The organism is Nioella sp. MMSF_3534 (assembly GCF_030732985.1).
Classification (GTDB): Bacteria; Pseudomonadota; Alphaproteobacteria; order Rhodobacterales; family Rhodobacteraceae; genus Nioella.
The window spans coordinates 1-24,539 of sequence record NZ_JASHJX010000034.1; the positions used below are offsets into that span (position 1 = coordinate 1).

At 63.6% G+C, this 24,539-nt stretch carries 24 protein-coding genes; 20 read left to right on the forward strand and 4 right to left on the reverse strand.

Annotation, left to right across the window (positions count from 1 at the left end):
• The first annotated feature begins 235 nt into the window (after positions 1–235).
• From RBB16_RS14240 to RBB16_RS14285, 10 genes are all read left to right on the forward strand, one after another.
• A complete protein-coding gene (locus RBB16_RS14240) occupies positions 236–691 on the forward strand; it encodes a GNAT family N-acetyltransferase (protein ID WP_306046802.1) in 456 nt (151 codons plus the stop codon).
• A 362-nt stretch (positions 692–1,053) separates the two neighbouring features.
• The gene (locus RBB16_RS14245; RefSeq protein WP_306046803.1) at positions 1,054–2,703 is read left to right on the forward strand and encodes a BCCT family transporter; all 1,650 of its coding nucleotides are present in this window, start codon (positions 1,054–1,056) and stop codon (positions 2,701–2,703) included.
• 241 nt (positions 2,704–2,944) lie between these two features.
• Complete coding sequence (locus RBB16_RS14250; RefSeq protein WP_306046804.1) at positions 2,945–4,171, forward strand: aminotransferase class V-fold PLP-dependent enzyme; 1,227 nt, start codon at positions 2,945–2,947, stop codon at positions 4,169–4,171.
• Positions 4,172–4,225: 54 nt separating this feature from the next.
• Positions 4,226–5,605, forward strand: a complete 1,380-nt coding sequence (locus RBB16_RS14255) for a deoxyribodipyrimidine photo-lyase (protein ID WP_306046805.1) — start codon at positions 4,226–4,228, stop codon at positions 5,603–5,605.
• Between the two features lie 59 nt (positions 5,606–5,664).
• The gene (locus tag RBB16_RS14260) at positions 5,665–6,876 is read left to right on the forward strand and encodes a cyclopropane-fatty-acyl-phospholipid synthase family protein (RefSeq protein WP_306046806.1); all 1,212 of its coding nucleotides are present in this window, start codon (positions 5,665–5,667) and stop codon (positions 6,874–6,876) included.
• Between the two features lie 4 nt (positions 6,877–6,880).
• On the forward strand, positions 6,881–7,324 hold the full coding sequence (locus tag RBB16_RS14265) for a TrgA family protein (RefSeq protein ID WP_306046807.1): 444 nt from the start codon (positions 6,881–6,883) through the stop codon (positions 7,322–7,324).
• A gap of 9 nt (positions 7,325–7,333) precedes the next feature.
• A complete protein-coding gene (locus RBB16_RS14270; protein WP_306046808.1) occupies positions 7,334–8,449 on the forward strand; it encodes a gamma-glutamylcyclotransferase in 1,116 nt (371 codons plus the stop codon).
• A gap of 115 nt (positions 8,450–8,564) precedes the next feature.
• Complete coding sequence (locus RBB16_RS14275) at positions 8,565–9,593, forward strand: cysteine synthase A (protein ID WP_306046809.1); 1,029 nt, start codon at positions 8,565–8,567, stop codon at positions 9,591–9,593.
• Positions 9,594–9,599: 6 nt separating this feature from the next.
• The gene (locus RBB16_RS14280) at positions 9,600–11,981 is read left to right on the forward strand and encodes a DUF3772 domain-containing protein (RefSeq protein WP_306046810.1); all 2,382 of its coding nucleotides are present in this window, start codon (positions 9,600–9,602) and stop codon (positions 11,979–11,981) included.
• Positions 11,981–12,703 (forward strand): alanyl-tRNA editing protein, encoded by a 723-nt coding sequence (locus tag RBB16_RS14285; RefSeq protein WP_306046811.1) that lies wholly within the window; start codon positions 11,981–11,983, stop codon positions 12,701–12,703. The genes RBB16_RS14280 and RBB16_RS14285 overlap by 1 nt, the downstream gene beginning before the upstream one ends.
• Positions 12,704–12,828: 125 nt before the next feature.
• Here the strand turns inward: RBB16_RS14285 and RBB16_RS14290 are convergent, their stop codons facing one another.
• The 4 genes from RBB16_RS14290 to RBB16_RS14305 form a co-directional block, all read right to left on the reverse strand.
• Positions 12,829–13,902: a hypothetical protein gene (locus tag RBB16_RS14290; protein WP_306046812.1), complete on the reverse strand. Its 1,074-nt coding sequence runs from the start codon at positions 13,900–13,902 to the stop codon at positions 12,829–12,831.
• Between the two features lie 86 nt (positions 13,903–13,988).
• Positions 13,989–15,041 (reverse strand): YeeE/YedE family protein, encoded by a 1,053-nt coding sequence (locus tag RBB16_RS14295; protein ID WP_371931250.1) that lies wholly within the window; start codon positions 15,039–15,041, stop codon positions 13,989–13,991.
• A gap of 35 nt (positions 15,042–15,076) precedes the next feature.
• Positions 15,077–15,424 (reverse strand): metalloregulator ArsR/SmtB family transcription factor, encoded by a 348-nt coding sequence (locus RBB16_RS14300; protein WP_306046813.1) that lies wholly within the window; start codon positions 15,422–15,424, stop codon positions 15,077–15,079.
• A gap of 216 nt (positions 15,425–15,640) precedes the next feature.
• On the reverse strand, positions 15,641–16,018 hold the full coding sequence (locus RBB16_RS14305) for a thioredoxin fold domain-containing protein (RefSeq protein ID WP_306046814.1): 378 nt from the start codon (positions 16,016–16,018) through the stop codon (positions 15,641–15,643).
• Between the two features lie 81 nt (positions 16,019–16,099).
• Between RBB16_RS14305 and RBB16_RS14310 the strand changes: the two genes are divergently transcribed.
• The 10 genes from RBB16_RS14310 to RBB16_RS14355 all read left to right on the forward strand — a co-directional run bounded on the left by RBB16_RS14310 (position 16,100) and on the right by RBB16_RS14355 (position 24,524).
• Entirely contained in the window at positions 16,100–16,837 is a 738-nt protein-coding gene (locus RBB16_RS14310; protein ID WP_306046815.1) for a cytochrome c biogenesis CcdA family protein, read from the forward strand.
• Between the two features lie 22 nt (positions 16,838–16,859).
• Positions 16,860–17,435, forward strand: coding sequence for a thioredoxin family protein (locus RBB16_RS14315; protein ID WP_306046816.1), 576 nt, complete (start codon positions 16,860–16,862; stop codon positions 17,433–17,435).
• A 106-nt stretch (positions 17,436–17,541) separates the two neighbouring features.
• Positions 17,542–18,000: a sulfur oxidation c-type cytochrome SoxX gene (gene soxX, locus RBB16_RS14320; protein WP_071689716.1), complete on the forward strand. Its 459-nt coding sequence runs from the start codon at positions 17,542–17,544 to the stop codon at positions 17,998–18,000.
• Between the two features lie 38 nt (positions 18,001–18,038).
• Positions 18,039–18,461, forward strand: a complete 423-nt coding sequence (gene soxY, locus RBB16_RS14325; RefSeq protein ID WP_071689717.1) for a thiosulfate oxidation carrier protein SoxY — start codon at positions 18,039–18,041, stop codon at positions 18,459–18,461.
• A gap of 24 nt (positions 18,462–18,485) precedes the next feature.
• Complete coding sequence (soxZ, locus tag RBB16_RS14330) at positions 18,486–18,809, forward strand: thiosulfate oxidation carrier complex protein SoxZ (protein ID WP_071689718.1); 324 nt, start codon at positions 18,486–18,488, stop codon at positions 18,807–18,809.
• 41 nt (positions 18,810–18,850) lie between these two features.
• Entirely contained in the window at positions 18,851–19,699 is an 849-nt protein-coding gene (gene soxA / locus RBB16_RS14335) for a sulfur oxidation c-type cytochrome SoxA (RefSeq protein WP_071689719.1), read from the forward strand.
• Between the two features lie 99 nt (positions 19,700–19,798).
• The gene (soxB, locus tag RBB16_RS14340) at positions 19,799–21,496 is read left to right on the forward strand and encodes a thiosulfohydrolase SoxB (protein ID WP_306046817.1); all 1,698 of its coding nucleotides are present in this window, start codon (positions 19,799–19,801) and stop codon (positions 21,494–21,496) included.
• A gap of 53 nt (positions 21,497–21,549) precedes the next feature.
• Positions 21,550–22,821 carry a sulfite dehydrogenase gene (gene soxC, locus RBB16_RS14345; RefSeq protein WP_306046818.1) on the forward strand — a complete coding sequence of 424 codons (1,272 nt, stop codon included), beginning with the start codon at positions 21,550–21,552 and terminating at the stop codon, positions 22,819–22,821.
• The gene (locus tag RBB16_RS14350; RefSeq protein WP_306046819.1) at positions 22,805–23,845 is read left to right on the forward strand and encodes a c-type cytochrome; all 1,041 of its coding nucleotides are present in this window, start codon (positions 22,805–22,807) and stop codon (positions 23,843–23,845) included. Before soxC ends, RBB16_RS14350 begins: the two co-directional genes overlap by 17 nt.
• Before the next feature lie 4 nt (positions 23,846–23,849).
• The gene (locus tag RBB16_RS14355) at positions 23,850–24,524 is read left to right on the forward strand and encodes a c-type cytochrome (RefSeq protein ID WP_306046820.1); all 675 of its coding nucleotides are present in this window, start codon (positions 23,850–23,852) and stop codon (positions 24,522–24,524) included.
• Positions 24,525–24,539: the final 15 nt, after the last annotated feature.

Consider the following 24,539-nt stretch of genomic DNA (forward strand, 5'->3'; position numbering starts at 1 on the left):
ATCCTCCCCCCGCACCCCCCTGAGGTATTTTTGCCAAGATGAAAGCAGGGGCGGGCTTGACCGCAAGGCCAGAGAGGCGCAGAAAAGGCCCATGACCCAATGTGCTGCCATGACTGTCACCTATCGCGCGTTCGCATAGAACGGGCGGGACGCATGTGCAGATAGAATAGACCGCCACCTGAGGCGGTTTTTTCATGTCATCCCGGCTTCGGTGGCCCAAGCCGGAGACATGGAAATGGCCCTACAACCGATCATCCGACCCGTCACGCCCCAGGATCTGGAGGCATTGGCCGACATGGTGCGCCACCTGGCGCGGTTTCATGGCGATACCCCGACCGTCACCCCCGCCACGCTGGCCCGCGACTGCCTTGGGCAAGCCCCCTGGCTGCATGTCCTTGTTGCAGAGGTGAACGGCGCGCTTTGCGGATACGCGATGCTGTGCCCGCGCGCGCGGGCGCAGTTCGGGGAAAGGGCCATGGATCTGCATCATCTCTATGTCCAGAAAGACCTGCGCGGGCGGGGAGTAGGGGGCGCTCTGGTTCGGGCGGCAGAAGCGCTTGCCGATACACTCGGAGCACGGAGTCTGAGCGTGTCTTCGATGCCGGAAAACGACGTGGCCGGTCGGGCCTACCTTGCCATGGGGTTTCGGGAATCCCGATCTCGGATGCGACGGTTTCAGCGGGATTTCTAACCGGGAAGATCCGGTTGAACGGTGTCGCAACGGGCTCAGATCAGCGCTGTCTCACCTCGTGAGACCCTTGTTTTGTTGCTTGCGCAATGATCAATGCCCCGCCGGGCAGGGAAAGGTTAGCCGATTGCCCGCACACGTGTTAGTTGTGAGAGGAGCGCAGGCGCGAATGCGCCGCAGCCGGTGGGGGAAGTGCCGTTTTTATACAAGAAGCGATGCCCCCCCGCACTAAGGCTTGCCGAAAGGGAGAGACTGCGACCGGACCCGGTTCTTTTCGGAAAAACATCTCCGGGGTCGGCACGGAAAGGAGACAGGGGACAATCCAATAAAAACCGTTTTTCCAAATCATCTGGGAGGAGAACTCTATGGCAAAAACGCCCCCATTGATGGAACTGCCGATCAAGACCGCCGAAGGCGGCTTCTATGACGGGTTCAGCAAAGACGTCACCGTTACCGCAAAAATTCTCGTTGGTGCGCTGATCATCTGGGCTGTCGCATTTCCTGACAACGCCGCCAGCGTGCTTGGCAGCCTCAACAGCTTCTTGCTGGCGAATTTCGCAACCTGGTATATCTGGGTCGTGGCCTTCTTCATCATCGTCTGCATTCTCTTGGCGATCATGCCGGCCTCGGGCCGCCTGACGCTCGGATTGCCGGAGGACAAACCGGAGTTTTCGAATTTCTCCTGGTTCTCGATGATGTTCGGGGCCGGGATCGGTATCGGAATGCTGACCTTCGCAACGGCGGAACCGATCTATCATTTCGCCACCAACCCTGACGTGATCATGGGGGACGCGGAAGGCTCGTCCGCCGATAACGTGCGCAACGCCTACAAGTGGTCGTTCCTGCACTGGGGCATCGGGGCCTGGGCCTGCTATGCGCTGGTCGGCCTGGCGCTGGCCTATTTCTCGTATCGCCGCAACCTGCCGCTGACCATCCGGTCGGCGCTGGTGCCTCTGTTCGGGAAGTCGCTGTCGGGCACGCTTGGCCATGTGGTCGACATCGTCGCCGTTGTGGCCACCGTTCTGGGCGTGTCGCAGACGCTTGGCTTTGGCGTCAACCAGTTCGTGGCCGGTATCCATCGGATCGGCTTTGGCGATTGGCTGCTGCGGGAAGATGGCAGCGCCTCGACCGCGGCGATCATTTTCGCGCTTCTGGTGATCATGGGGGCCTCGACCCTCTCGGCGCTGTCCGGCGTGGGCAAGGGCATCAAGTGGCTGTCGAATATCAACATGGGGCTGAGCTTCTTCCTGCTGGCCTTCTTCCTGATCTTCGGCTCTACCTTCTTCGGACTTCAGGCGTTGTTCGTCGGGATCTTCGACTACCTGGTCAACCTGCCCTCGATGATGTTCACCGTCTGGCGCGCTGACGGAGTGGAAGACTCGGTCGCAACCCAACTTGCCGGCTGGCAGGGCGGCTGGTCCGTCTTCTACTGGGCCTGGTGGATTGCGTTCGCGCCCTTCGTGGGCGTGTTCCTGGCGCGTATTTCCCGCGGTCGGACCGTGCGTGAATACGTTCTGGGCGCGATCATCATCCCCTCTGTGATGTGCTTTGTCTGGTTCGCCATTGTCGGCGGCACCGCCATTGACCTGTCGCTGAATGGCGATGCGGGCGATGCGATCACCGGTGCAGGCGCGGAATCGCAGCTTTTTGCGATGCTTGACGTGATGCTGTCCTCTGGTCTTGCCTGGGTGATGGCCCTGATCGTCGTGATCCTGCTGCTGACCTACCTGGTGACCTCGGCCGACTCCGCCGTTCTGATCGTGAACACGATCAATTCCGGTGGGGACGAAGGCCCGAAGGGGCGTCCGCATATCCTGTTCTGGGGCGCAGCCCTGGCGCTGGTCGTGGGGGCGCTGCTGGTCATCGGCGGGCTCGGGGCGATCCAGACCGCGATGGTCATCGGCGCGCTGCCGTTCAGCTTCGTGATGCTGCTGATGGGCTTTGCCGTGATCAAGGGCATCTGGCGTGACGCGATCCGCGAAAAGAACGGTGTCGAAAGCGTCTACCGCGAATGATGCGCGGCATCTGATGTGATGGGGATCCCCCGCCGGGCAACCGGTGGGGGATCTTCTTTTTCCGATCCCGCGATTGACCGCGTGACGCCTCTGTCGTAGCCCTGTTGTCGTTCCGTCGATAAGGCGGGGCTGCCGCTGATCCGGGTCGGGTCGCCGGCTCGGCTGGAAGACCTGCCAGGATGGGAATGCCCGCCCTTGGCGGGGCAGTCCCGAGCAAGGCAACGAGACTGAGGATCACAGAATGTCCCAACTTGATATCGACTGGGTGCGCGCGCAGTTCCCGGCTTTTTCGCAACCCTCCCTGCAGGGGCAGGCCTTTTTCGAGAACGCGGGCGGCAGCTACACCTGTCAGCAGGTGATCGACCGGCTGTTCCGCTTCTACACGGAGCGCAAGGTCCAGCCCTATGCCCCCTACGAGGCGAGCCGCCTTGGGGGCGAGGAGATGGATGAGGCGCGGATGCGACTGGCGGCGATGCTGGGGGTCGAGACCGATGAGCTGTCCTTCGGCCCGTCCACCACGCAGAACACCTATGTGCTGGCGCAGGCCTTCCGGCAGAATCTGGGCGAGGGCGACGCGATTGTCGTGACCAACCAGGATCACGAGGCCAATTCCGGGCCATGGCGGCGGCTGGCCGATGAGGGGATCGAGGTCCGCGAATGGCAGATCGACCCCGAGACCGGGCATCTGGACCCCGCCGCGCTGACGCCTTTGATGGCCGATGGAAAGGTCCGGCTGGTCTGCTTCCCGCATTGTTCCAACGTGGTGGGCGAGGTGAATGACGTCGCCGCGATCTGCGCGCAGGCCAGGGCGGCGGGGGCCTATACCTGCGTCGACGGGGTCAGCTATGCGCCGCACGGGTTCGAGGATGTGGGGGCGCTCGGCGCCGATATCTACCTCTTTTCCGCCTACAAGACCTACGGGCCGCACCAGGGCATCATGGTGATCCGCCGCGCACTTGGCGAGGTGCTGCCGAACCAGGGGCATTATTTCAACGAGGGGTCGCTCTACAAGCGTTTCACGCCCGCTGGCCCCGACCATGCGCAGGTGGCTGCCAGCGCGGGCATGGCGGATTACATGGAGGCGCTCTCGGCCCATCACGGCGGACCGGCCAGCGGGGCAGGGGCGGCCCGCTTTGCGCATGACCTGATGCGCGAACAGGAGGTGTCGCTGCTCGAACCGCTTCTGGCCTACCTGTCGTCGAAAAACTCCCTGCGCCTGATCGGGGCGGCTTCGCCAACCGGGCGTGCGCCAACGGTGGCCGTCTCGCTGGACCGGCCGGGAGAGGCGGTCGCGGCTGACCTTGCGCCGCATGGCATCATGGCGGGTGGTGGTGATTTCTATGCCGTGCGCCCGCTTGGCGCCATGGGGGTGGATCTGGACAAGGGGGTGCTGCGCCTGAGCTTTACCCATTACACCCATCACGGGGAGATCCAGCAATTGATCGGGGCGCTCGACAAGGTGCTCTGACGGGCTTGACCGGTGCCGGGTGCGATCTAGCTGTCTGGCGACAAAAGGCAGGGCATGAGCATGGCACCGATCATCTACTGGATGCGCCGGGATTTCCGGCTGGCGGACAACCCGGCACTGACGGCCTGTCGGGGGCGTCCGGTGATCCCGGTGGTGATCCGCGACGGCTCTGTCACGGCGCTCGGCGCGGCCCCTTCCTTCCGGTTGGGCCGGGCGCTGGAAGAGTTTTGCAAAACTCTTGGCCCGCCCGGTGGCTCGGTCATTCTGCGCACAGGCGACGCGCTGGAGGTTCTGGAGGCGCTGATTGTGGAAACCGGCGCGACCAAGGTGGTGTGGAACCGGCTCTATGACCCGCAGGCGCGGGACCGCGACAGCAAGATCAAGGCGGCGCTGAGGGACCGGGGGATCGAGGCCGAAAGCTTCAACGCCCATCTGCTGTTCGAACCCTGGACCGTGGAAACCGGAACCGGCGGGTTTTACCGGGTCTACACGCCCTTCTGGCGCGCGGTGCGGGACAGGGATGTCCCCGCGCCCCTGCCGGTTCCCAAGCTGACCTTTCCCGATCGGATGCCTGACAGCGAGAGCCTCCGGGACTGGGCCCTGTCTGCGCCGATGCACCGTGGCGCGGCAATTGTCGAAAAACATCTGCTGCTTGGGGAAAAGGCCGCGCAGGACAGGTTGGCGGAGTTTATGGACCGGCGTGTCGCCAGCTACCGTGACGACCGGGATTTCCTCGCGCTCGATGCCACCTCCGGCCTGTCGGAACCGCTCACCTATGGTGAGATTTCCCCTAGGCAATGCTGGAATGCCGGTTGGCGCGCGATGGAGGGCGCAGGCGGCAAGGGGGCGGAACATTTCCTCAAGGAACTGGTCTGGCGCGAATTTGCCTATCACCTGATGTTCCATTCGCCGGAAATCCTGACCGGCAACTGGCGGCCTGAATGGAACGATTTTCCCTGGCAGGGCGATGGCGAGGCGGCAGAGCGCTGGCGCTTTGGCGAGACCGGGGTCGAAATTGTCGATGCCGCCATGCGGGAGCTTTACGTCACCGGCCGCATGCACAACCGCGCGCGGATGCTGGTGGCGTCGTATCTCACCAAGCACCTGATGGTGGATTGGCGCATCGGGTGCGACTGGTTTGCCGATACGCTGGTGGACTGGGACCCGGCTTCGAACGCCATGGGCTGGCAATGGGTGGCAGGCTCCGGCCCCGATGCCGCGCCCTTCTTCCGCATTTTCAACCCGGATACGCAGGCGGAGAAGTTCGACCGGAAGGCAGTTTACCGCACGCATTGGCTGCATGGGGCAGGAGCGCGGGACTTCGCCGCCGCTATACCAAGGTCCCGAACGATCCGGAACAGGCTCTGTCCGATGATCTCCCTGTCAGAGGGACGGGAACGTGCTCTGGCGGCCTACAAAGCCCTGAAGGGTTAAATTTCTTGCCAGAACACGGAGTTCGCATCCATGATACGCTTGCGACAAGGGGATGGGATATGAGTGTCAGAACGACGACAGTCGGTGAATCCGACCTGCCGCGCTATTTCGCGCAAGTCTTCCAGACGGTCAGCAAGCTGAAAAACGGGCGGCTGGAGTTCCACCTGCCCGATGGCCGTGTCTTCCGGGCCGAAGGCTCGAACCCTGGGCCGCTTGGCATTTGCGAGGTCCATGACCCGGATGTGTTCGCGCGGCTGATCCGTGAGGGCGATCTGGGGTTCTGCGATGCCTATCTGGAGGGCGGCTGGTCCACCCCCGATCTGCAGGCGCTGATGGATGCGGTCCATGCGGATAATGACGAGGTCTATGACGGCTTTCTCGGCATGGCGCTTGTCCGCGCCTATGAGAAGCTGCGCTTCTGGATGCAGGGCAATTCCAAGCGGCAAGCGAAGAAGAATATCTCGTATCACTATGATCTGGGGAACGATTTCTATTCGCTCTGGCTCGATGACACGATGACCTATTCCTCGGCCCTGTTCGAAACCGGGCAGGAATCGACCGAGGCCGCGCAGAGGGCGAAATATGCGGCCCTGGCCGACAAGATCGGCGTGAAACCGGGCGACCATCTGCTGGAGATCGGCTGTGGCTGGGGCGGGTTTGCGGAATATGCCGCGAAGGAGCGCGGCGCGCGGATCACCGGGTTGACGATCAGCCGGGAACAGCATGACTACGCGGTTGCGCGCATGGAACGGCAGGGGCTGTCGGACAGGGTCGAGATCCGCATGCAGGACTACCGCGAGACCGAGGGCCAGTTCGACGGCATCGCCTCGATCGAGATGTTCGAGGCCGTGGGCGAGAAATACTGGCCGGTCTTTTTTTCCACCGTGCGCGACCGGTTGAAGCCCGGCGCGGTCGCGGCGTTGCAGATCATTACCGTGCAGGATGCGCGCTGGCAGGTTTACAAGCGGGGCGTCGATTTCATCCAGAAATACATCTTTCCGGGCGGCATGCTGCCGTGCCCCTCGGTGCTACGTCAGCAGGTAGAAGCGGCTGGCTTGCAGTTCTCGGGCAGCCACGAATTCGGGGAAAGCTACAGCCAGACGCTGCGCCGCTGGCACGAGACGTTCAACGAAAGATGGGACGATGTGGCGGCGCTTGGCTTTGACGACCGGTTCCGCCGGATGTGGAATTTTTATCTCACCTCTTGCGCGGCAAGCTTTCACAGCGGCAATACTGATGTCACACAGATTTCCGTGACCAGACCGGGCTGATCCGATGCCGACCACCGCCAAGCTTGTTTCCGCCGTCCTCTTCGCCATCATCGGCTTTTTCGCGGCGGCGGCTTATGCAGAGACCCTGCCGCCGGGGCAGCCGCGGTTCTGGCTGATCCCCATCGTGACGGCGCTTGGCATCGGGCAGGGCTGGATGACCATGGGCCGCAACGTGGGCGAGGGCGTCTCCATGGCGATCACCACCGGGGTGCGGACGTCCTTCATGATCGCCTTCTGGGCGGTTGCCATTTTCGGTATCTTCGAGATGTTCTATCGGTCCACCCGGCTGCGCTATGACGGGCCGGGCGAGGCGGTGATCGCGGCGCTGGAACTTTTGATGGAATATGGGCTGTCGGTGTTGACGGCGGTGCCCACGCTGATCATCTTGTTCGGGGGAGGCGCGGTTGCGGGGATCGTGGCCGAGTTTGTAAACCGCCGCTGGAGCTGACCTGACCCGATGACACCCCTGTTTTTCTTTGGCACGCTGCGGCATCAGCCGCTGCTGGATATCGTTCTTGGCCGTGTGCTCACGCCGGAACCCGCCCGCCTGCCGGGATATCGCGTGGCCTGGGCCAAGGGCGAGAGCTTTCCCATGCTGGTCGCGGATGCAGGCCGCGCCGCCGAGGGTGTGCTGGCCCATGGGCTGACGGAAGACGACATCGCCCGGCTGAATTTCTACGAGGGGGCATTTTCCTACGATCTGGTCGATGTCACCGCCGAGGGCGCGACCGGCCCGGTCCCGGCGCGGGTGTTCATGCCGAAAGAGGCCCCGTGGCAGCCCGGTGCGGATTGGCACCTGCCGGATTGGGTGGACCAATGGGGGCCGCTGACGCTGATCGCGGCGGGCGAGGTTATGCGCGCCTTCGGACGCGAGACGCCCGAGCAGGTCGCAGCGCGCTTCCCGATCATCCGCGCGCGTGCGCAATCCTACGTTCTGGCAGCCGCCCGCCGCAGGCCGGTGACAGTCTCCAGCCCGTTGACGCGCGACGAGGTGGAACTGACCTCGCTGGAGCGACCATACGAGAAATTCTTCACGGTCGAGGAATACCAGACCCGGTTTCGCCGCTTCGATGGCAGGTGGTCCGACACCGGTGCGCGCGCCATTTTCAACGTGGGTGATGCGGTGACGGTGCTGCCCTATGACCCGGCGCGCGACCTGGTGCTGCTGGTGGAACAACTGCGCATCGGGGCCTATGCGCAGGGCGACCCGCAGCCCTGGCTGCTGGAACCTGTGGCAGGCATCGTCGATGCGGGCGAAAGCTATGAGGAGACCGCCTATCGCGAAACCCGCGAAGAGGCACATGCCGAGCTGACAGCGCTGCACAAGGTGGCAGGCTATTACCCCTCGCCGGGGGGTATTGCGCAATATCTGGTATCCTATATCGGCATCACCGAACTTGCCGATGACCGCAGAAAGGTGGGTGGTCTGGAGTCCGAGGGCGAAAACATCCGCAACCTGCTGGTGCCTTATGAACAGCTCGTCACCATGCTGGAGGCGGGTGAGCTGGTGAACGCGCCGCTGGTTCTGTCGGTGCAATGGTTGATGCTGAACCGCGACCGGCTGCGCGCCTAGGCACATCGCCGTTGCGGTGTTACCTGCTTGAGTTTGGCGCTGTGCGCGCCTATCCCTGCTAAGCAACAAGGACCGCTTTCGCGGCGGTCACAAGATATCGGCGGAGTGACCGGACATGACCATCAACAAAGATCTTGCAGCATCCGTGGGCAACACGCCCCTGATCCGGCTGAACCGGCTGAGCGACGCCACCGGATGCGAGATCCTCGGTAAGGCCGAGTTCATGAACCCCGGCCAGTCGGTGAAGGATCGCGCGGCGTTGTTCATCATCCGCGACGCCATCGCGCGCGGCGATCTGAAGCCCGGCGGCACCATCGTGGAAGGAACCGCCGGGAATACCGGGATCGGCCTGTCGCTGGTGGGCGCCTCTATGGGGTTCAAGACGGTCATCGTCATCCCCGAGACGCAAAGCCAGGAAAAGAAGGACATGATCCGGCTGGCAGGCGCGGAGCTGGTGCAGGTGCCGGCAGCCCCCTACAAGAACCCCAACAACTACGTGCGCTATTCCGAACGGCTGGCCAAGGCGCTGGCCGAAAGCGAGCCCAATGGCGCGATCTGGGCCAACCAGTTCGATAATGTCGCCAACCGTCAGGCCCATGTTGAGACCACCGGGCCGGAAATCTGGGATCAGACCGGCGGCAAGGTCGATGGCTTCATCTGTGCCGTGGGCTCGGGTGGAACCATCGCGGGGGTCGGCATGGCTTTGCAGCCCAAGGGCGTGAAGATCGGCCTTGCGGACCCGGATGGGTCTGGCGTCCACAATTTCTATACGACGGGCGAATTCAAATCCGAGGGCGGCTCTATCACCGAAGGCATCGGGCAGGGGCGCGAGACCGCGAACCTCAAGGGATTCCGCCCCGACATGAGCTACAAGATTTCCGACGCGGAAGCGCTGCCCATGGCCTTTGACCTGCTGTCGGAAGAGGGGCTCTGCGTTGGCGGGTCGTCGGCCATCAACATGGCCGGTGCGGTGCGCATGGCGCGCGAAATGGGGCCGGGCCATACCATCGTGACGATCCTTTGCGACTACGGCACACGCTACCAGTCCAAGATGTTCAACCCTGACTTCCTGCGCGAAAAGGGCCTGCCGGTTCCTGCATGGATGGATGCCGCCCCGCGCGATCTGCCATCCGTTTTCGAGTAACGGGTGATGATGCGCCGCTTCCTTGTCCTCTGTCTGGTCGTTCTGACCGCGCTGAGCGCACCGGTCTGGGCGCAGGATACGTCGCTCGGCCCGGACTATGACCAGTGGACGCAATTGGCCGACCGTGCCGAAGGGGTGATCGACGCCGAACGCGCCTCCGATCCGGCGTTTGAGACACTGCGGGCGCAGATCGCCGAGTATCGCGAGCAATTCAGGGCCGCGACCGGAACCAATGCCGCGCGCATCGAGACGCTGCGCGCCCAGATCGTGGCGCTTGGCCCGGTGCCAGAGGATGGCAGCCCCGAGCCGGATGCGATTTCCAGCCAGCGGACCGATCTTGGCGCCCGGCTGGCCGAGGCCGAGGCCCCCGGACGCCGGGCAGAGGCAGAGCTGCGCCGTGCGCAGGGGCTGATCGGCGAGATCGACCGCCTGCTCGCCAGCCGACAGGCCGGGGCGTTGCTGACGTTGCAGCCGTCACCGATAAACCCGGCCAATTGGCCCGGCGCGATCACGGCTGTTTTTTCCTATCTCAATTCGCTGGCCAACGAGAACCTGCGGCTGTGGAGTTCGCCGATCTACCAGGAGGAATTCAGCGAGAACCTGCCGCTGGTTTTGCTCTATCTGCTGGTTGGCATGGTGCTGATCCTGCGCGGGTGGCGGTGGGTCGGACGGATGATGCGCGGCCCTGTGGAACAGGAAGAAAGCTCGCCCACGGCACGGCTGTCGGTGTTTTTCCTGTCGATCGCGCAGCACGGGCTGCCGGCGCTCGGGGTGATTGCCCTGGCGCAGGCGGTGGAGGAAAGCAGCTTCGTGGGTTTGCGCGGCTCGGTCATCCTGGCGGCGATTCCGCAGATTGCCATTACCGTCGCGGCCGCCATCTGGATCGGGCGGCAGGTGTTCCCGGCCCGCGAGACGGCCGCGCGGCCACTGAATCTGCCCGAGGTCAAGCTGGCCCGAGGGCGGCGCGCGGCGGGCTGGCTCGGCCTGTTGATGGGGGTGTCGCAACTGGTCGATGCCATCGCCGAAAGCGAAGGTTTCCAGCCTGCGGAACGGCTTGTCATCTTCTTCCCGCTGGTGATCCTGACCGGCCTCTTTCTGGCCCGTCTCGGGCGGTTTCTGGTGTTGCATGCCAAGGCCCAGTCAGACCTGGAAGACCCGGCCAGCCTGCGCACCCGCGTCTTCGGGCTGATCGGCCGCGCCGTGCTGCTGTTGGGTTTTGCCGGGCCGGTGCTGGCCGGGGTGGGCTACTTCACCGCCGGATCGAGCTTTCTGTTTCCCGCCGTTCTGTCCCTGTCGCTGCTGGCACTTCTTGGGGTGCTGCAAAGGCTGGTGGCCAATGTCTACGGCGCCTTCACCGGACGGCAGGAAGGGCTGGACGAGGCGCTGACTCCGACCCTGATCGGCTTTCTGCTGACCCTGGCCTCGGTGCCGGTGTTCGCGTTGATCTGGGGCATGCGGCAGGCGCAGCTTGCGGATCTGTGGGAACAGCTGATCCTCGGCTTCGACCTTGGCGGCGTGCATATCAGCCCACGCAGTTTCCTCAGCTTCGCAATCGTGTTCGTCGTCGGCTACACCGCAACCCGCCTGATCCAGAGCACCCTGCGCAATTCGGTCCTGCCCAAGACCAAACTGGACGCGGGCGGGCGCAACGCGGTTGTCACGGGAACCGGCTATGTGGGGATCTTTCTCGCCGCGCTGGTGGCCATCACCGTGGCAGGGATCGACCTCAGTTCTATCGCCATTGTCGCCGGTGCCCTGTCCGTCGGCATCGGTTTCGGCCTTCAGGCCATCGTGTCGAATTTCGTCTCGGGCATCATCCTGCTGGTGGAACGCCCCATCAAGGAAGGCGACTGGATCCAGATCGGGACGACCGCGGGCTATGTGCGCGAAATCTCGGTGCGTTCGACCCGGATCGAGACCTTCGACCGGTCCGATGTGATCGTGCCCAATGCCGACCTGATTTCCGGTGTGGTCACGAACATGACCCATCACAACGCCACGGGCCGGGTCATCGTGCCCGTGGGCGTGGCCTACGGGACCGATACGCGGCAGGTTGAAACCATTCTGAAAGAGGTGGCCGAGGCGCATCCCATGGTGCTGCTGACGCCGCCGCCCAATGTGATCTTCCAGGGCTTTGGGGCCGATAGCCTCAACTTCGAGATCCGGGCGATCCTGCGCGATGTGAACTGGATGCTGAGCGTCAAGAGCGACATGAATCACGAGATTGCCAAGCGCTTTGCCGAGGCCGGGATCGAAATTCCCTTTGCGCAGCGCGATATCTGGATCCGAAATCCCGACGCGCTGAAGACCACGGCCGCCCTGACCGGGGCGGAGACTGAAGAAGACGGGGATGACACCGATGCGCCCCCGCAAGAGGAGCAGACCTGATGACCAAACAGCTATTCATGGAAGACGCCTATCGCAAATCCGCCCCCGGCACGGTGGTGCGGATCACCGACGAGGGCGGCGTGGTTCTGGATGGCGCGCTCTTCTATGCGCAGGGCGGTGGCCAGCCGGGGGATAGCGGCACGCTCGATTGGGCGGGCGGACGGCTGCGGATTGCCACGACCGTGAAGGGCGAGGGGGGCGAGATCGTGATGGTCCCCGCCGAGGCCGGAGAGCTGCCTCCCGTGGGCGCGACGGTTGAACAGCGGCTCGACTGGGATCGGCGCTTTGCCCATATGCGCGTGCACACCGCGCTGCATCTTCTGTCCGTGGTGATCCCGCTGCCGGTGACCGGTGGCGCGATTTCCGCCGAGAAGGGGCGGCTCGATTTCGACATGCCCGACGCGCCCGATGACAAGATGGTGCTGCAAGGCAAGCTGAACGCCCTGATCGACCGCGATCTGCCGGTCAGCGAGACATGGATCACCGACGCGGAGCTTGAAGCCAATCCCGGTCTGGTCAAGACCATGTCGGTGATGCCGCCCATGGGCGCGGGCCGGGTGCGGCTGGTCAGGATCGGCGAAGAGGGGGCGAGCCAGATCGACCTGCAGCCCTGCGGCGGCACCCATGTGCGGCGCACCGGCGAGATCGGCAAGGTGACGCTTGGCAAGATCGAGAAGAAGGGCCGCCAGAACCGCCGGGTGAGTGTCATTCTGGCCGAGTGATCCGTGGCAGGCGTCGGGCGGGGAACGGCCCGTCTCGAGCCCCCTTTCAGGGAGCCCTCGCCGCGCCGTCGGGGGGGCGCTGCCCCCCTGCGACCCCCCGAGGTATTTCACCCAAGATGAAGGGGTCAGACAATCCAGGGGATGAACGGGTAGAGCAGCGCGATGCCGATCGGGCCGAGGGGGAAGAGCCAGGGCGCGATGGCGATCTTGACGGGCAGGGGCGAGAGGTCTGCGCCGCGCCTGCGGTCGAGCATCGGGGCCGCTGCCAGAACCAGCAGGACAGAGAAGAACAGGCAGTGCGACCAGCGGCCATAGTCGACGCCAAGGGCAAACAGCGCCAGCGTGGCGGCGGGGGCGAAGAGGAGCAGGTCGGGCGCCGCGGTGTTCAGCCGGTAGTGACGATGGAGCAGCAGCAGCGGCACAAGCGCCGCATAGGCCGCGATCAGGTAATGTGAGGGCGGGAAGCCGCGGGCCGGTTCCATGATCTCCCGGGTCCAGACCGAGGCGGCGAGATTGGCCTCGGGCGGCAGGGCGGTGGCCAGGTCGATCTCGGACCCGCCCCAGAGCATCAGCGCGATCGTGGCGGCAAGGACTGGCAGGGCGATGGTCACGGCATCGGTCAGCGACCGGCGCAGGGCCAGGGCGACCACAACGGGGACGCCGTAGAACAGCACCGCCTCATGCACCAGCATGGCGGTGGTCATAAGGAGCGCGGCGCGCCAAGCGCGCCCCTTCAGGACTGACGCGACTGCCAGCCCGGCCAGCACGAAGTTCACATGATCGAGCCGTGCCACGTCATAGCCCATCTGCATCATGCCGACGGGCGCGATCAGTACGGCGGCGGCAAGGAATCGCTGTCCGGGGGCGGCATCCGCAAGCGGCAGGAACAGGCGGGAGGCGGCCACGGCCAGAGCCATGCACAACAGAAGATCGAGCCCGAGCATCACGCCGTATTCGGCCAGGCCCCCGTCCGGCAGTACCGCGAAGAGGGGGGCCATGACGGACCCGATCAGCCCGCGGCGCAGAAAGCCGAACTCCTGATAGCTGACATGATAGTGGGTCAGGTTCCAGACCAGCGCGTCGGGGGGCGTGCCCGACAGAGCCCACCCCATCAGATGCGGGCTGGCCCCGATCAGCCAGGCCAGCAGGGCCAGCAGGACGAAGCCATTCTGGCGTTCCTTGTTCCAATCTATCGCCATATGCGCCTGCCTTGTTCCCTGCGGCCCCCGCCTTGCGCGAAGTCTAGGGGATTATGGCCCGATCACAAAGACTTCTGCGGAAACGCTTAGTCCGCGTTGCGGAAACCCTGCCCATAGATCAGGAAATGCAGACCGATCCGGGCACCTGCATAGATGCTGAGCAGCGTCACAGGGGCAGAGAGGCCGAGCACGGAAAAGGCCGACAACCCCTGACCGATGGAACAGCCGCTGGCCAGCACCGCGCCCACGCCCATCATCGAGGCCCCGACCAGTTGCCGCCCCAGCTCGCGGGCATCGTCGCAGGCTTCCCACCGGAAGTGACCCAGGCGGGTATTGCCCAGAAAGGCCCCTGCGACCACGCCCAGAACCGAGCCCATGCCGAATGTCACGGCCGTGCCGCTGGAGGTCATGGCGAAAAGGATGGTTTCTCCGATCGGGGCGGCGAATGTGTGGTTTGCGACGCTGATCGACTCGAAGCTTTCGAAATGCAGCCATTGCAGGGCGCCCCATGTGGCGGCGATGGTCACCCCGACGATGGCCGCCCAGATCGCGTGGGGGCGAAACTCTGACCAGTCGGCGCCGCGCATGGCCAGCCCCGCCAGGAGGGCGGCAATGAGGGTGGCGGTCGCCAGGGGTGGCAGGCCGGTGGCGCCTTCGACCATCTGGGCGATGCCGGAAGGGCTTTCGCTGGACTGGCCCGGAACCAGGGCCAGACGCAGCCCCGAAAGCGGGCCGGAAATGGTGGCATAGGCGGTGATGCCCATTGTGACCACCACCACGCCAGAGCGAAAATCGCCGCCACCGATCCGGGCCAGCGCGCCGAAGCCGCAATTGCCGGCCAATGCCATGCCAACCCCGAAAAGCAGACCACCCGCGACAGCCCCGACAATGGACCAGCGGGCCAGATAGAAGATATCCGCAGGGTTCAGCAGGCCCGCCGACATCAGCAGGTGGGTGCCCAGGATCGCTACACCGAGCGCAATGCCCCACATGCGCAAGCGGTTGTCGTTGCCGCCATAGCTGGCATCCTCGATCGCGGCGAGCGAACAGAACCGGCCGATCCGGGAGGCGAGGCCAAGGATCATACCCGTCGCGAGCCCGATCAGGGCCGCAAGTCCGGCGTCGGAAATCTCTGGCATCAGGCGTCCTCCCAAACGCACCGGGCCACCGTCGGTCAGGCCTCGGGCATCTCGGGATTACAGAACATATCGTAGACGAGTTCAAGAATTCTGATCGCGCGCTCATCGCAGAGACGATACCAGATCACTTTCCCGTCGCGCCGGGTGGCGACCAGACCTTCCAGCCGCAGACGGGCCAGTTGCTGCGACACCGCCGCCTGACGCGCGGCCAGCAGCTGTTCCAGCTCGGTCACGGATTTTTCACCGGTGGCAAGGTGGCACAGGATCATCAGGCGGCCTTCATGACTGACAGCCTTGAGCAACTGGGCAGCTTCGGTTGCGTTGTTGGCAAGCCGCTCCATCTCGTCGCCCTCAAGGTCCGCTAGCCGCGCCGGTAGACCCATTTTTCCACGCCCCTTGTAAAATTGTCGGGTCGACTGCGCCTTTTGGCGCAATTGTGGGGCATATGGACCGATCAGGGTGGAATAGTCCAGCGTTTACGAAGGTTTCCCCTGTGGTTTCAGCCCGTTTGGCAAATCTCGTCCTGCTGCCAAAGCCGCGTGTCTCTGACCTCCAAGCGGAACCCCGGCCCGGCGGGGGGCAAAAGGGGGCGGTGCTCCTCACGGGGACGAGACCGCGCTGCGATGCTCGGACAGCTGACGCGACAGCAGGTCCATATGCATCCAGAACAGTTCATCCCCGACATAGCCTTCTGCGCGGGCGATTTCCTGCCCGTCTTCGACCAGAACGAAGGTCGGGGTAAAGACAACGCGGCTGGTGAAGGTCAGGTCGTCGGGCAGGTCATGCAAATCCACGATGCGCAGCGGGGCGGTTTCGGCGAATTCCGTCAGGGGATAGATCTCGCCCACATCCGAGTGCCAGCGGCGGCAGTAGACGCAGCCATCCTGTTCGACCATCACGAGGGCGGTATCCGCCGCCACAGTGCTGGCAAGGCCAAGCGCTGCGACACAGGCCGCGACAAGAAGTTTGGCATTCATCGGCATACCCATGATTGACGCCTTTCACATATAATGTATTTTGAATGTGTGAATATGGCAAGTGCAGGGGAGGGCAGGCGCATGTTCGACATCAGCTTTGGCGGCGCGGCGCTTGCGGGACTTCTGTCTTTCCTGTCGCCCTGTATCTTGCCCATTGTGCCCTTCTACCTGTCCTATCTTGCGGGGATGAGCGCCGATGACCTGGCCGCAGCCCGCGAAAACCGAGGTGCGAGCAGGCAGGCGATCCTGCCCGCGATTGCCTTCAGCCTCGGCATCCTGACCATCTTCATGGCGCTCGGCATGGCCGCGTCCAGTTTCGGGCAGGCGGTGCGCGATGCGATGCCGGTACTGCGCTGGATCGCGGCGGCGATCATCCTGGCCATGGGGCTGCATTTCCTTGGCGTGGTCAAGATCCCGATCCTCTACCGCCAGCTGCGCGCCGACAACCAGATCGACCGCGGCAAGGGCATCGTCGGGGCCTATGTGATCGGGCTGGCCTTCGCCTTCGGCTGGACACCCTGCGTGGGTCCGGTTCTGGCCGCGATCCTGTTCACGGCGGCGGATGCGGGCACCGCCACGAAGGGCGCGCTGCTGCTGATGGTCTACGGGCTTGGCATGACACTGCCATTCATCGTTGCCGCCGCGTTTGTCGGGCCGTTCATGCGCTGGATGGGGCGGTTTCGCCGGCACATGGGCAAGGTGGAAAAGGGAATGGGCGTCTTGCTGATCGTCTTTGCCGTGCTGATCGCAACGGATTCGATCAATGTCGTGGCGCAATGGATGATCGACTATGGCCCGGACTGGACGGGCATCGGATGACCATGATCGGGAGGAACGCACCATGAATCATCTACTTTCGGGGCTTGCCGGGCTTGTTCTCGGCGTGGCCACGGCATTTCCGGCATTCGCCGAACTGGACGATAACGGCCTTCATGTGGAAACCTGGATCGAGGAAACCTTCCTCGACCTGCGCGAGGATCTGGGTGACGCCAATGCCAACGGCCAGCGGCTGCTGATCCTCTTCGAGCAGCGCGGATGCATCTACTGCAACGAGATGCATGAAAACGTGTTCTCGCGCGAGGATATCGCCGCCATGCTGGACGAGGATTTCTTCGTGGTCCGGCTGAACCTGCATGGCAGCCTTGAAGTCACCGACTTCGACGGAGAGGCGATGAGCGAGCGGGACATCGCCCGCCGGTGGGGGATTCTGTTCACGCCGACGCTGATGTTCATGCCCGAAGAGGTGCCCGAGGATCAGACCGCCGTGCAGGCCAGCGTGGCGACGATGCCGGGGGCTTTTGGCGGGTGGACCACGTTCAATCTGCTCCATTGGGTGCAGGAACACGGCTATGATGGCGACGAGGGATTCCAGCGCTATCATGCGAGAAGACTTACAGAAATGGGGATCATCGAGTGATGGTGACGGGCAAGATTCCTGCGCTACAAATTCATAAATGCGAATTTAATGTTGCAAGGAATCGTCCCCACGCCCTATTGTGGACGGAAGAATACAAACGGGAGGAATGGACGTGAAACTTACAGCTCTTGCAGCTGGCGTGCTTATGGTCGCCGCTCCGGCGTTCGCGGACGAGGTTGCGCATGCTGACGTCGTGTTCGGCGAATACGGAGAGGTCGAGGCTTCGTTGACCGGTGTGCCGGGCGATGCTGCGGCCGGACGCGAGGTCTTCATCAATCGCCGCCTTGGCAATTGCCTGGCCTGTCACGAGAACAGCGATATGGCGGATCAGCCGTTCCATGGCGAGGTAGGGCCGATGCTGGACGGTGTCGGAGACCGCTGGTCCGAGGCGGACCTGCGCGGGATCATCGTGAACTCGAAAAACGTGTTCCCTGACACGATCATGCCAGCCTTCTACGTGAGCGAAGGCTTCATCAATGTACGCGAAGATCTGACCGGTCAGTCGATCCTGACGGCGCAGCAGGTGGAAGACGTGGTCGCCTACCTGATGACGCTTCAGGACTGACAGTCGGCTTAATACGAGACACTCAGGAGGAGACGAAAATGAACCTGACGCGCAGACAAGCGCTGATCACGGCGCTCAGCGCCGCAGCCGTGGCGGGAATCCTGCCGCGCTCGGCCTCGGCCCAGTCTTTGGAAGACGCGATGGCGGCCTTCACCGGCGGCGCGGAGGCATCCGAAGGCGGGATCATCATCACCGCGCCGGAAATCGCGGAAAACGGCAATACCGTGCCGGTTGAAGTGGAAGCCGAAGGCGCAGCGCGCATCACCATCTTTGCCGCCGGCAACCCGAATCCGGGTGTCGTGACCTTCGCCTTCGGCCCGCTGGCCGCAGTGTCGCGGGCCTCGACGCGTATCCGTCTTGCGGAAACCCAGGATGTGGTGGTCGTGGCCGAGATGGCCGACGGCAGCTACCAGATGGCCGCGCAAGAAGTCAAAGTCACCATCGGCGGCTGCGGCGGCTGAGCGAAAGAAGGAGGAGTAAGACCCATGGAAGGTGTTCGCCCCCGCGTTCGAGTCGACAGTGCCACCGAGGCCGGTGCCGTTGTCGAAGTCAAAACCCTGATCAGCCACCCGATGGAATCGGGCCTTCGCCGAGATGGCGATGGCAACCTGATCCCACGCCAGATCATCAACCGCTTCACCGCCGAATATAACGGTGAAATGGTGATCGACGTCACGCTGGAACCGGCTATCTCGACCAACCCCTATTTCGAGTTCGATGCCACCGTGCCCGAACCCGGCACGTTTACCTTCACCTGGTATGACGATGACGGGGATGTCTACACATCCACCAACGACCAGAGCTTCTGATCGCTGGCATCCAGGAAACGAGAATAACAGGGAGGACCAAGATGCCAGGAAACGCACGCAGAGCCACGATGGCCGTACTGCTGGCCGGGACCGTTATGGTGGCCCCGGCTCTCGGTGACGAAAGCGCCGAGCTGGTGATCGACGGACAGGTGTTCGTCACCCGTACCGAAGCGCCGGAGCACATGGAATATGTTCCCGAGATCATCTCGGGTTGGGTATTCCGTTCGGACGAGACTCAGGCCGTCCAGATGGATGACTTTGACAATCCGGGCATGCTCTATGTGGATGAGGGGCTGGATCTGTGGACGCAGGTGGATGGCGAGGCAGGGGAATCCTGCGCGTCCTGCCACGGCGACGCAGAAAGCATGGCCGGGGTTCGCACCCAGATGCCGCATGTGAACGAGGACGGCGAGTTGTGGGCGATGGAAGACTACGTCAACAACTGCCGGACAGAGCGCATGGAGGCGGAAGCCTGGGGCTGGGAAAGCGGCCCGATGCTGGCGATGACGACCATGATCTCGTATCAGTCGCGCGGCCTGCCGATGAATGTGCAGATCGACGGCGAAGCACAGGAATACTGGGAACAGGGCCGGGATCTCTACTACACCCGCTTTGGCCAGCTGAACCTGTCCTGCGCCAATTGCCACGAAGACAACTATGGCAACATGCTCCGGGCCGACCACCTGTCTCAGGGTCAGTTGAACGGCTTCCCCGTCTACCGCCTGAAATGGGCCGGTGTCGGGTCCATTCACCGCCGTTTGCGGGGCTGCATCACCGATACGCGCGCGGAAACCTTCGGGCGTGGCTCGGATGAGCTGACCGCGTTGGAACTCTACGTCTCTTCGCGTGGTAACGGTTTGTCGGTCGAGGCTCCCTCGGTCCGCAACTGACATCAAGAAGACCCGCTAAGGGCCTGAAAACACGACAAGACCCTCCGACCTTTGGTCGGGGGGAACAATAGACACATGCTTGCAAAACGGAACTGACGCATGATTTCCCGCCGCGAATTTCTCCAGGCTTCGGTTGCAGCTTCTGCCATTCTGGGGGCCTCTGGCACCGGACGGTGGGGCCGCCTGGCTGCCCAACAGCGCCTGATGACCCAGGATGACCTGCTGAACATGGAGGCCGTGGGCAATGTCACGCTGATCCATATCACCGACATCCATGCGCAGTTGAAACCGATCTATTTCCGCGAACCCCAGATCAATCTGGGAGTGGGCGAGGTGAATGGCCTGCCGCCACACGTGACCGGCGCGGATTTCCTCGACCTCTACAATATCCAGCCCGGCAGCCCCGAGGCCTATGCGCTGACCTATGGCGATTTCGAGGCGCTGGCCGCGCAATATGGGCGTCTTGGCGGGCTCGACCGCGCCGCGACGGTGATCAATCATATCCGGTCTGAACGCCCCGGCGCGCTGCTGCTGGACGGCGGCGACACATGGCAGGGCAGCCTGACCGCGCTGCGCACCAACGGTGGCGATATGGTCCGCGCGATGAACGCGCTTGGCGTCGATGCCATGACCTCGCATTGGGAATTTACCCTGGGCATCGACCGGGTGACCGAGATCGTCGAGAACGAGCTGACCTTCCCGTTCCTCGGCGCCAACATCTTCGATTCCATGTGGGACGAACCGGCCTATGAGCCTTACCGCATGTTCGAACAGAACGGCGTCAATATCGCCGTGATCGGGCAGGCCTTCCCCTACATGCCGATCGCAAACCCCGGCTGGATGTTCCCCGACCTGTCCTTCGGTATCCGCGAAGCGCGCGTGGCCGAGATGGTCGAGGAAGTGCGCGGGGCAGGGGCCGAGGTCGTGGTGCTGCTGTCGCATAACGGCTTTGACGTGGACCGCAAACTGGCCAGCCGGGTGCCCGGCATCGACGTGATCCTGACCGGCCACACCCATGACGCGCTGCCCGAACCGGTGATCGTCGGCAATACGCTTGTCATCGCCACCGGCAGCCACGGCAAATTCGTCAGCCGCCTTGACCTTGATGTGCGTGACGGCGGGGTTCAGGGCTATGGCTATCGCCTGATCCCGATCTTCTCGGACGTGATCACCCCCGATGCCGACATGGCCGCGCTGATCGACGCAGAACGCGCGCCCTACGAGGCGGAACTGGGCGAGGTTCTGGGCCAGACCGCCAATACGCTCTACCGGCGCGGCAATTTCAACGGCACCTGGGACGATCTGCTGTGCCAGGCCATGCTGGAAGAACGCGACGCCGATATCGCGCTGTCGCCCGGCTTCCGGTGGGGCACCAGCGTGCCCGCGGGGCAGGACATCACCAAGGAAGACCTCTTCAGCGCCACGGCGATGAGCTACCCGAACTGCTACCGCACGGAAATGACGGGCGAATTCCTGCATGTGATCATGGAGGACGTGGCCGACAACCTGTTCAACACCGATCCCTATTATCAGCAGGGCGGCGACATGGTGCGCGTGGGTGGCATGGGCTACCGCATCGACATCAGCCAGCCTCAGGGCAGCCGCATCAGCGACATGACCCTGCTACGCACCGGTGAGCTGATTGACCCCGCCACGACCTACACGGTCGCCGGGTGGGCCAGCGTCAACGAAGGCACCGAAGGCCCGCCGATCTGGGAGGTGGCCGAGGCCTATATCCGCCGGATGGGCACCGTGGACATACCGCCCAACCAGTCCGTGATCGTGACCGGAGGCTGAGCAACGAAATGAGCAAGACATCAATGACAGACGAAGCTGAGCGGAGGACGGACATGACCGACAGCCCCCACAAGAACGGCACCACCCGCCGGGGGTTCCTTGCAGGAACCGCCGTGGCCGGGGCGGCCGCCATCACGGGAACCGTAGCGCGGGCAGATGCGCCCGATCCGGCCATCACCGAGGTACAGCCATGGGCGCGCTACCTTGGCGAAGGCGTCGATGCGCGGCCCTATGGCCATCCGTCGGAGCATGAGGCGCATGTGGTGCGCCGCAACGTGGAATGGCTGACCGCAGATCCGATCTCCTCGGTCAATTTCACGCCCATTCACGAGCTGGACGGGATCATCACCCCGAACGGGCTGTGCTTTGAACGCCATCATGGCGGTATCGCCGAGATTGACCCGGCCCAGTACCGGCTGATGATCAACGGCCTTGTGGACCGCGAACTGGTCTTCACGCTGGAAGACCTCATGCGCTTCCCCCGTGAAAACCGCGCCTATTTCCTCGAATGCGCGGCAAATTCCGGCATGGAATGGCGCGGCGCGCAGCTCAATGGCTGCCAGTACACTCACGGCATGATCCACAATGTCATGTATACCGGCGTTCGCCTGCGCACCCTGCTGGAAGAGGCCGGTGTGCAGCCCGAGGGCGAATGGTTGCTGGCCGAAGGCGCCGATGCCTCGGCCATGACCCGTTCGATCCCGATGGAAAAGGCGCTCGACGACTGCATGGTCGCGTTCAAGATGAACGGCGAGGCGCTGCGCCCCGAACAGGGCTATCCGGTGCGCCTCGTGGTGCCCGGTTGGGAAGGCAATATGTGGGTCAAATGGCTGCGGCGGCTGGAGGTCGGCGATCAGCCCTGGCACCACCGGGAAGAGACCTCGAAATACACCGATCTCTTTGCCGATGGCCGCGCGCGGCGCTTCACCTGGGAAATGGACGCCAAGTCCGTCATCACCAGCCCCAGCCCGCAAAAGCCGATCAGCCATGGCCCCGGCCAGATGGTGCTGACCGGTCTGGCCTGGTCCGGTCGCGGCACCATCCCGCGCGTGGATGTGACGCTGGATGGCGGCATCAACTGGCACGAGGCCCGCATGGACGGCCCCAGCTGGGACAAGTCGCTGCATCGCTTCTACTATGATTTCGAATGGGACGGCTCGCCGATGATCATCCAGAGCCGTGCCCATGACAGCACCGGCTATGTGCAGCCCACCAAGGACGAACTGCGCGAAGTGCGGGGCGAGAACTCCATCTACCACAATAACGGCATCCAGACCTACGCCGTGGCAGCCGACGGGAGCGTTGAAAATGTCGAAATCGCTTAAGCTTCTCCTGACCGCCGCCACGCTGACGGCCCTCGGGACGGCCGCAAGCGCACAGACCTATGGCCTGGGCCGCGAGGCATTGCCCGAAGAGGTCGCCGCCTGGGATATCGACATTCGCCCCGACGGGCTTGGCCTGCCGGTTGGCTCCGGGTCGGTTCTGGACGGTGAAGACGTGTTCCTGGAGCTTTGCGCGTCCTGCCATGGCGATTTCGCCGAAGGTGCGGGCCGCTGGCCGCCGCTGGCAGGCGGGCATGGCTCGCTTGCGTCGGACGACCCGCTGAAAACGATCGGCTCCTACTGGCCGTATCTGTCGACCGTGTGGGACTACGTGCATCGCGCCATGCCCTTCGGCGACGCGCAGTCGCTGAGTGATGACGAGGTCTACGCGATCACGGCCTTCCTGCTCTACATGAACGACATCGTGCTCGAGGATGACTTCGTCCTGTCGAACGAGAATTTCGGCGATATCGTGATGCCGAATGCCGACGGGTTCTACATGGATGACCGTGAGGAAAGCCCGCTTTGGGGCCCGCGAGAGGTCTGCATGACCGACTGCGCGGAAAGCGTGGAAATTACAATGCGTGCCAACATCCTCGACGTGACGCCCGATGACGCGGCTGCCCGTGAGGCCCGCGAAGGCGGTGGCGCAGAGGCCGTGGAAGAAGCCGCGACCGAGGAAGCGGCAGAAGATCCGAATGCCATCGACATGGAACTGGCAGAGGCGGGCGAGGGCCTGTTCCGGCAGTGTTCCAGCTGTCACCAGGTGGGCGACGGGGCGCAAAACCGCACCGGTCCGATCCTGACCGGGATCGTTGGCGCACCGGCCGGGCTTGTCGAAGGTTTCCGGTATTCCAACCCGATGCAGGCGGCTGCCGAAGAGGGGCTGGTCTGGACGCCGGAGGAACTCCATGCCTTCCTCGAAAACCCGCGCGCCTATATGCGCGGCACGCGGATGGCCTTCCGCGGGGTGGCGGATGAGGCGGATCGTAACGCCATCATCGAATACCTCCGGTCGGTGGAATAAGCAGATGTTGCGCAGGGTCCTCCTTCCGATCCTCGCAGCCCTCGCCGGGGCCCCTGTGGCCCTGGCGCAAGAGGGTGACGCCGAACGCGGTGCCGTCCTCTTTCGACAATGCAATTCCTGCCATGTGGCAGAGCCGGACGGCCCGTCCCGCACCGGCCCCAATCTCTACGGGGTGCTTGGCCGGACCGCTGGTACGCTGGACGGCGTCCGCTATTCCCCGGCGATCCGCGAGGCAGGCGAAGGTGGCCTGATCTGGACCGTGGAAACGCTGGACGGGTTCCTGCAGGACCCGCGTGGATACATCCCCGGATCCCGCATGAGCTTTCGGGGCCTGCCGGACCTTCAGGACCGAATGGATGTGATCGCCTACCTGACCGGCGACGCGCCCGTGGTGCATTCTTCGGAACTGGGGCGCCTGTCGCCCGAAATCTTTACGATCGAAGGCGACGTGGAATACGGCGAATACCTGTCGTCCGAATGCGTGGCCTGTCACAGTGCCAGTGGCAGCGACGAAGGCATTCCGGTGATCACCGGGCTGGAGCCCGAAGCCTTCATCCTCGCCTTGCACGATTATCGCGACGGCCACCGGGAACATCAGGTGATGACCACGGTGACCGCCAGATTGACCGACGAGGAAATCGCCTCGTTGGCGGCCTATTTCGCCGAATTGGAGGAGTAGGGCCAATGCCCGCTT

Excerpts from the sequence above, each read along its gene's own strand:
- RBB16_RS14240 (WP_306046802.1), top strand. The coding sequence starts at position 236 with ATGGCCCTACAACCGATCATCCGACCCGTCACGCCCCAGGATCTGGAG.
- RBB16_RS14245 (WP_306046803.1), top strand. The coding sequence starts at position 1,054 with ATGGCAAAAACGCCCCCATTGATGGAACTGCCGATCAAGACCGCCGAA.
- RBB16_RS14250 (WP_306046804.1), top strand. The coding sequence starts at position 2,945 with ATGTCCCAACTTGATATCGACTGGGTGCGCGCGCAGTTCCCGGCTTTT.
- RBB16_RS14255 (WP_306046805.1), top strand. The coding sequence starts at position 4,226 with ATGAGCATGGCACCGATCATCTACTGGATGCGCCGGGATTTCCGGCTG.
- RBB16_RS14260 (WP_306046806.1), top strand. The coding sequence starts at position 5,665 with ATGAGTGTCAGAACGACGACAGTCGGTGAATCCGACCTGCCGCGCTAT.
- RBB16_RS14265 (WP_306046807.1), top strand. The coding sequence starts at position 6,881 with ATGCCGACCACCGCCAAGCTTGTTTCCGCCGTCCTCTTCGCCATCATC.
- RBB16_RS14270 (WP_306046808.1), top strand. The coding sequence starts at position 7,334 with ATGACACCCCTGTTTTTCTTTGGCACGCTGCGGCATCAGCCGCTGCTG.
- RBB16_RS14275 (WP_306046809.1), top strand. The coding sequence starts at position 8,565 with ATGACCATCAACAAAGATCTTGCAGCATCCGTGGGCAACACGCCCCTG.
- RBB16_RS14280 (WP_306046810.1), top strand. The coding sequence starts at position 9,600 with ATGATGCGCCGCTTCCTTGTCCTCTGTCTGGTCGTTCTGACCGCGCTG.
- RBB16_RS14285 (WP_306046811.1), top strand. The coding sequence starts at position 11,981 with ATGACCAAACAGCTATTCATGGAAGACGCCTATCGCAAATCCGCCCCC.
- RBB16_RS14290 (WP_306046812.1), bottom strand. The coding sequence starts at position 13,902 with ATGGCGATAGATTGGAACAAGGAACGCCAGAATGGCTTCGTCCTGCTG.
- RBB16_RS14295 (WP_371931250.1), bottom strand. The coding sequence starts at position 15,041 with ATGCCAGAGATTTCCGACGCCGGACTTGCGGCCCTGATCGGGCTCGCG.
- RBB16_RS14300 (WP_306046813.1), bottom strand. The coding sequence starts at position 15,424 with ATGGGTCTACCGGCGCGGCTAGCGGACCTTGAGGGCGACGAGATGGAG.
- RBB16_RS14305 (WP_306046814.1), bottom strand. The coding sequence starts at position 16,018 with ATGAATGCCAAACTTCTTGTCGCGGCCTGTGTCGCAGCGCTTGGCCTT.
- RBB16_RS14310 (WP_306046815.1), top strand. The coding sequence starts at position 16,100 with ATGTTCGACATCAGCTTTGGCGGCGCGGCGCTTGCGGGACTTCTGTCT.
- RBB16_RS14315 (WP_306046816.1), top strand. The coding sequence starts at position 16,860 with ATGAATCATCTACTTTCGGGGCTTGCCGGGCTTGTTCTCGGCGTGGCC.
- soxX (WP_071689716.1), top strand. The coding sequence starts at position 17,542 with ATGGACGTGAAACTTACAGCTCTTGCAGCTGGCGTGCTTATGGTCGCC.
- soxY (WP_071689717.1), top strand. The coding sequence starts at position 18,039 with ATGAACCTGACGCGCAGACAAGCGCTGATCACGGCGCTCAGCGCCGCA.
- soxZ (WP_071689718.1), top strand. The coding sequence starts at position 18,486 with ATGGAAGGTGTTCGCCCCCGCGTTCGAGTCGACAGTGCCACCGAGGCC.
- soxA (WP_071689719.1), top strand. The coding sequence starts at position 18,851 with ATGCCAGGAAACGCACGCAGAGCCACGATGGCCGTACTGCTGGCCGGG.
- soxB (WP_306046817.1), top strand. The coding sequence starts at position 19,799 with ATGATTTCCCGCCGCGAATTTCTCCAGGCTTCGGTTGCAGCTTCTGCC.
- soxC (WP_306046818.1), top strand. The coding sequence starts at position 21,550 with ATGACCGACAGCCCCCACAAGAACGGCACCACCCGCCGGGGGTTCCTT.
- RBB16_RS14350 (WP_306046819.1), top strand. The coding sequence starts at position 22,805 with ATGTCGAAATCGCTTAAGCTTCTCCTGACCGCCGCCACGCTGACGGCC.
- RBB16_RS14355 (WP_306046820.1), top strand. The coding sequence starts at position 23,850 with ATGTTGCGCAGGGTCCTCCTTCCGATCCTCGCAGCCCTCGCCGGGGCC.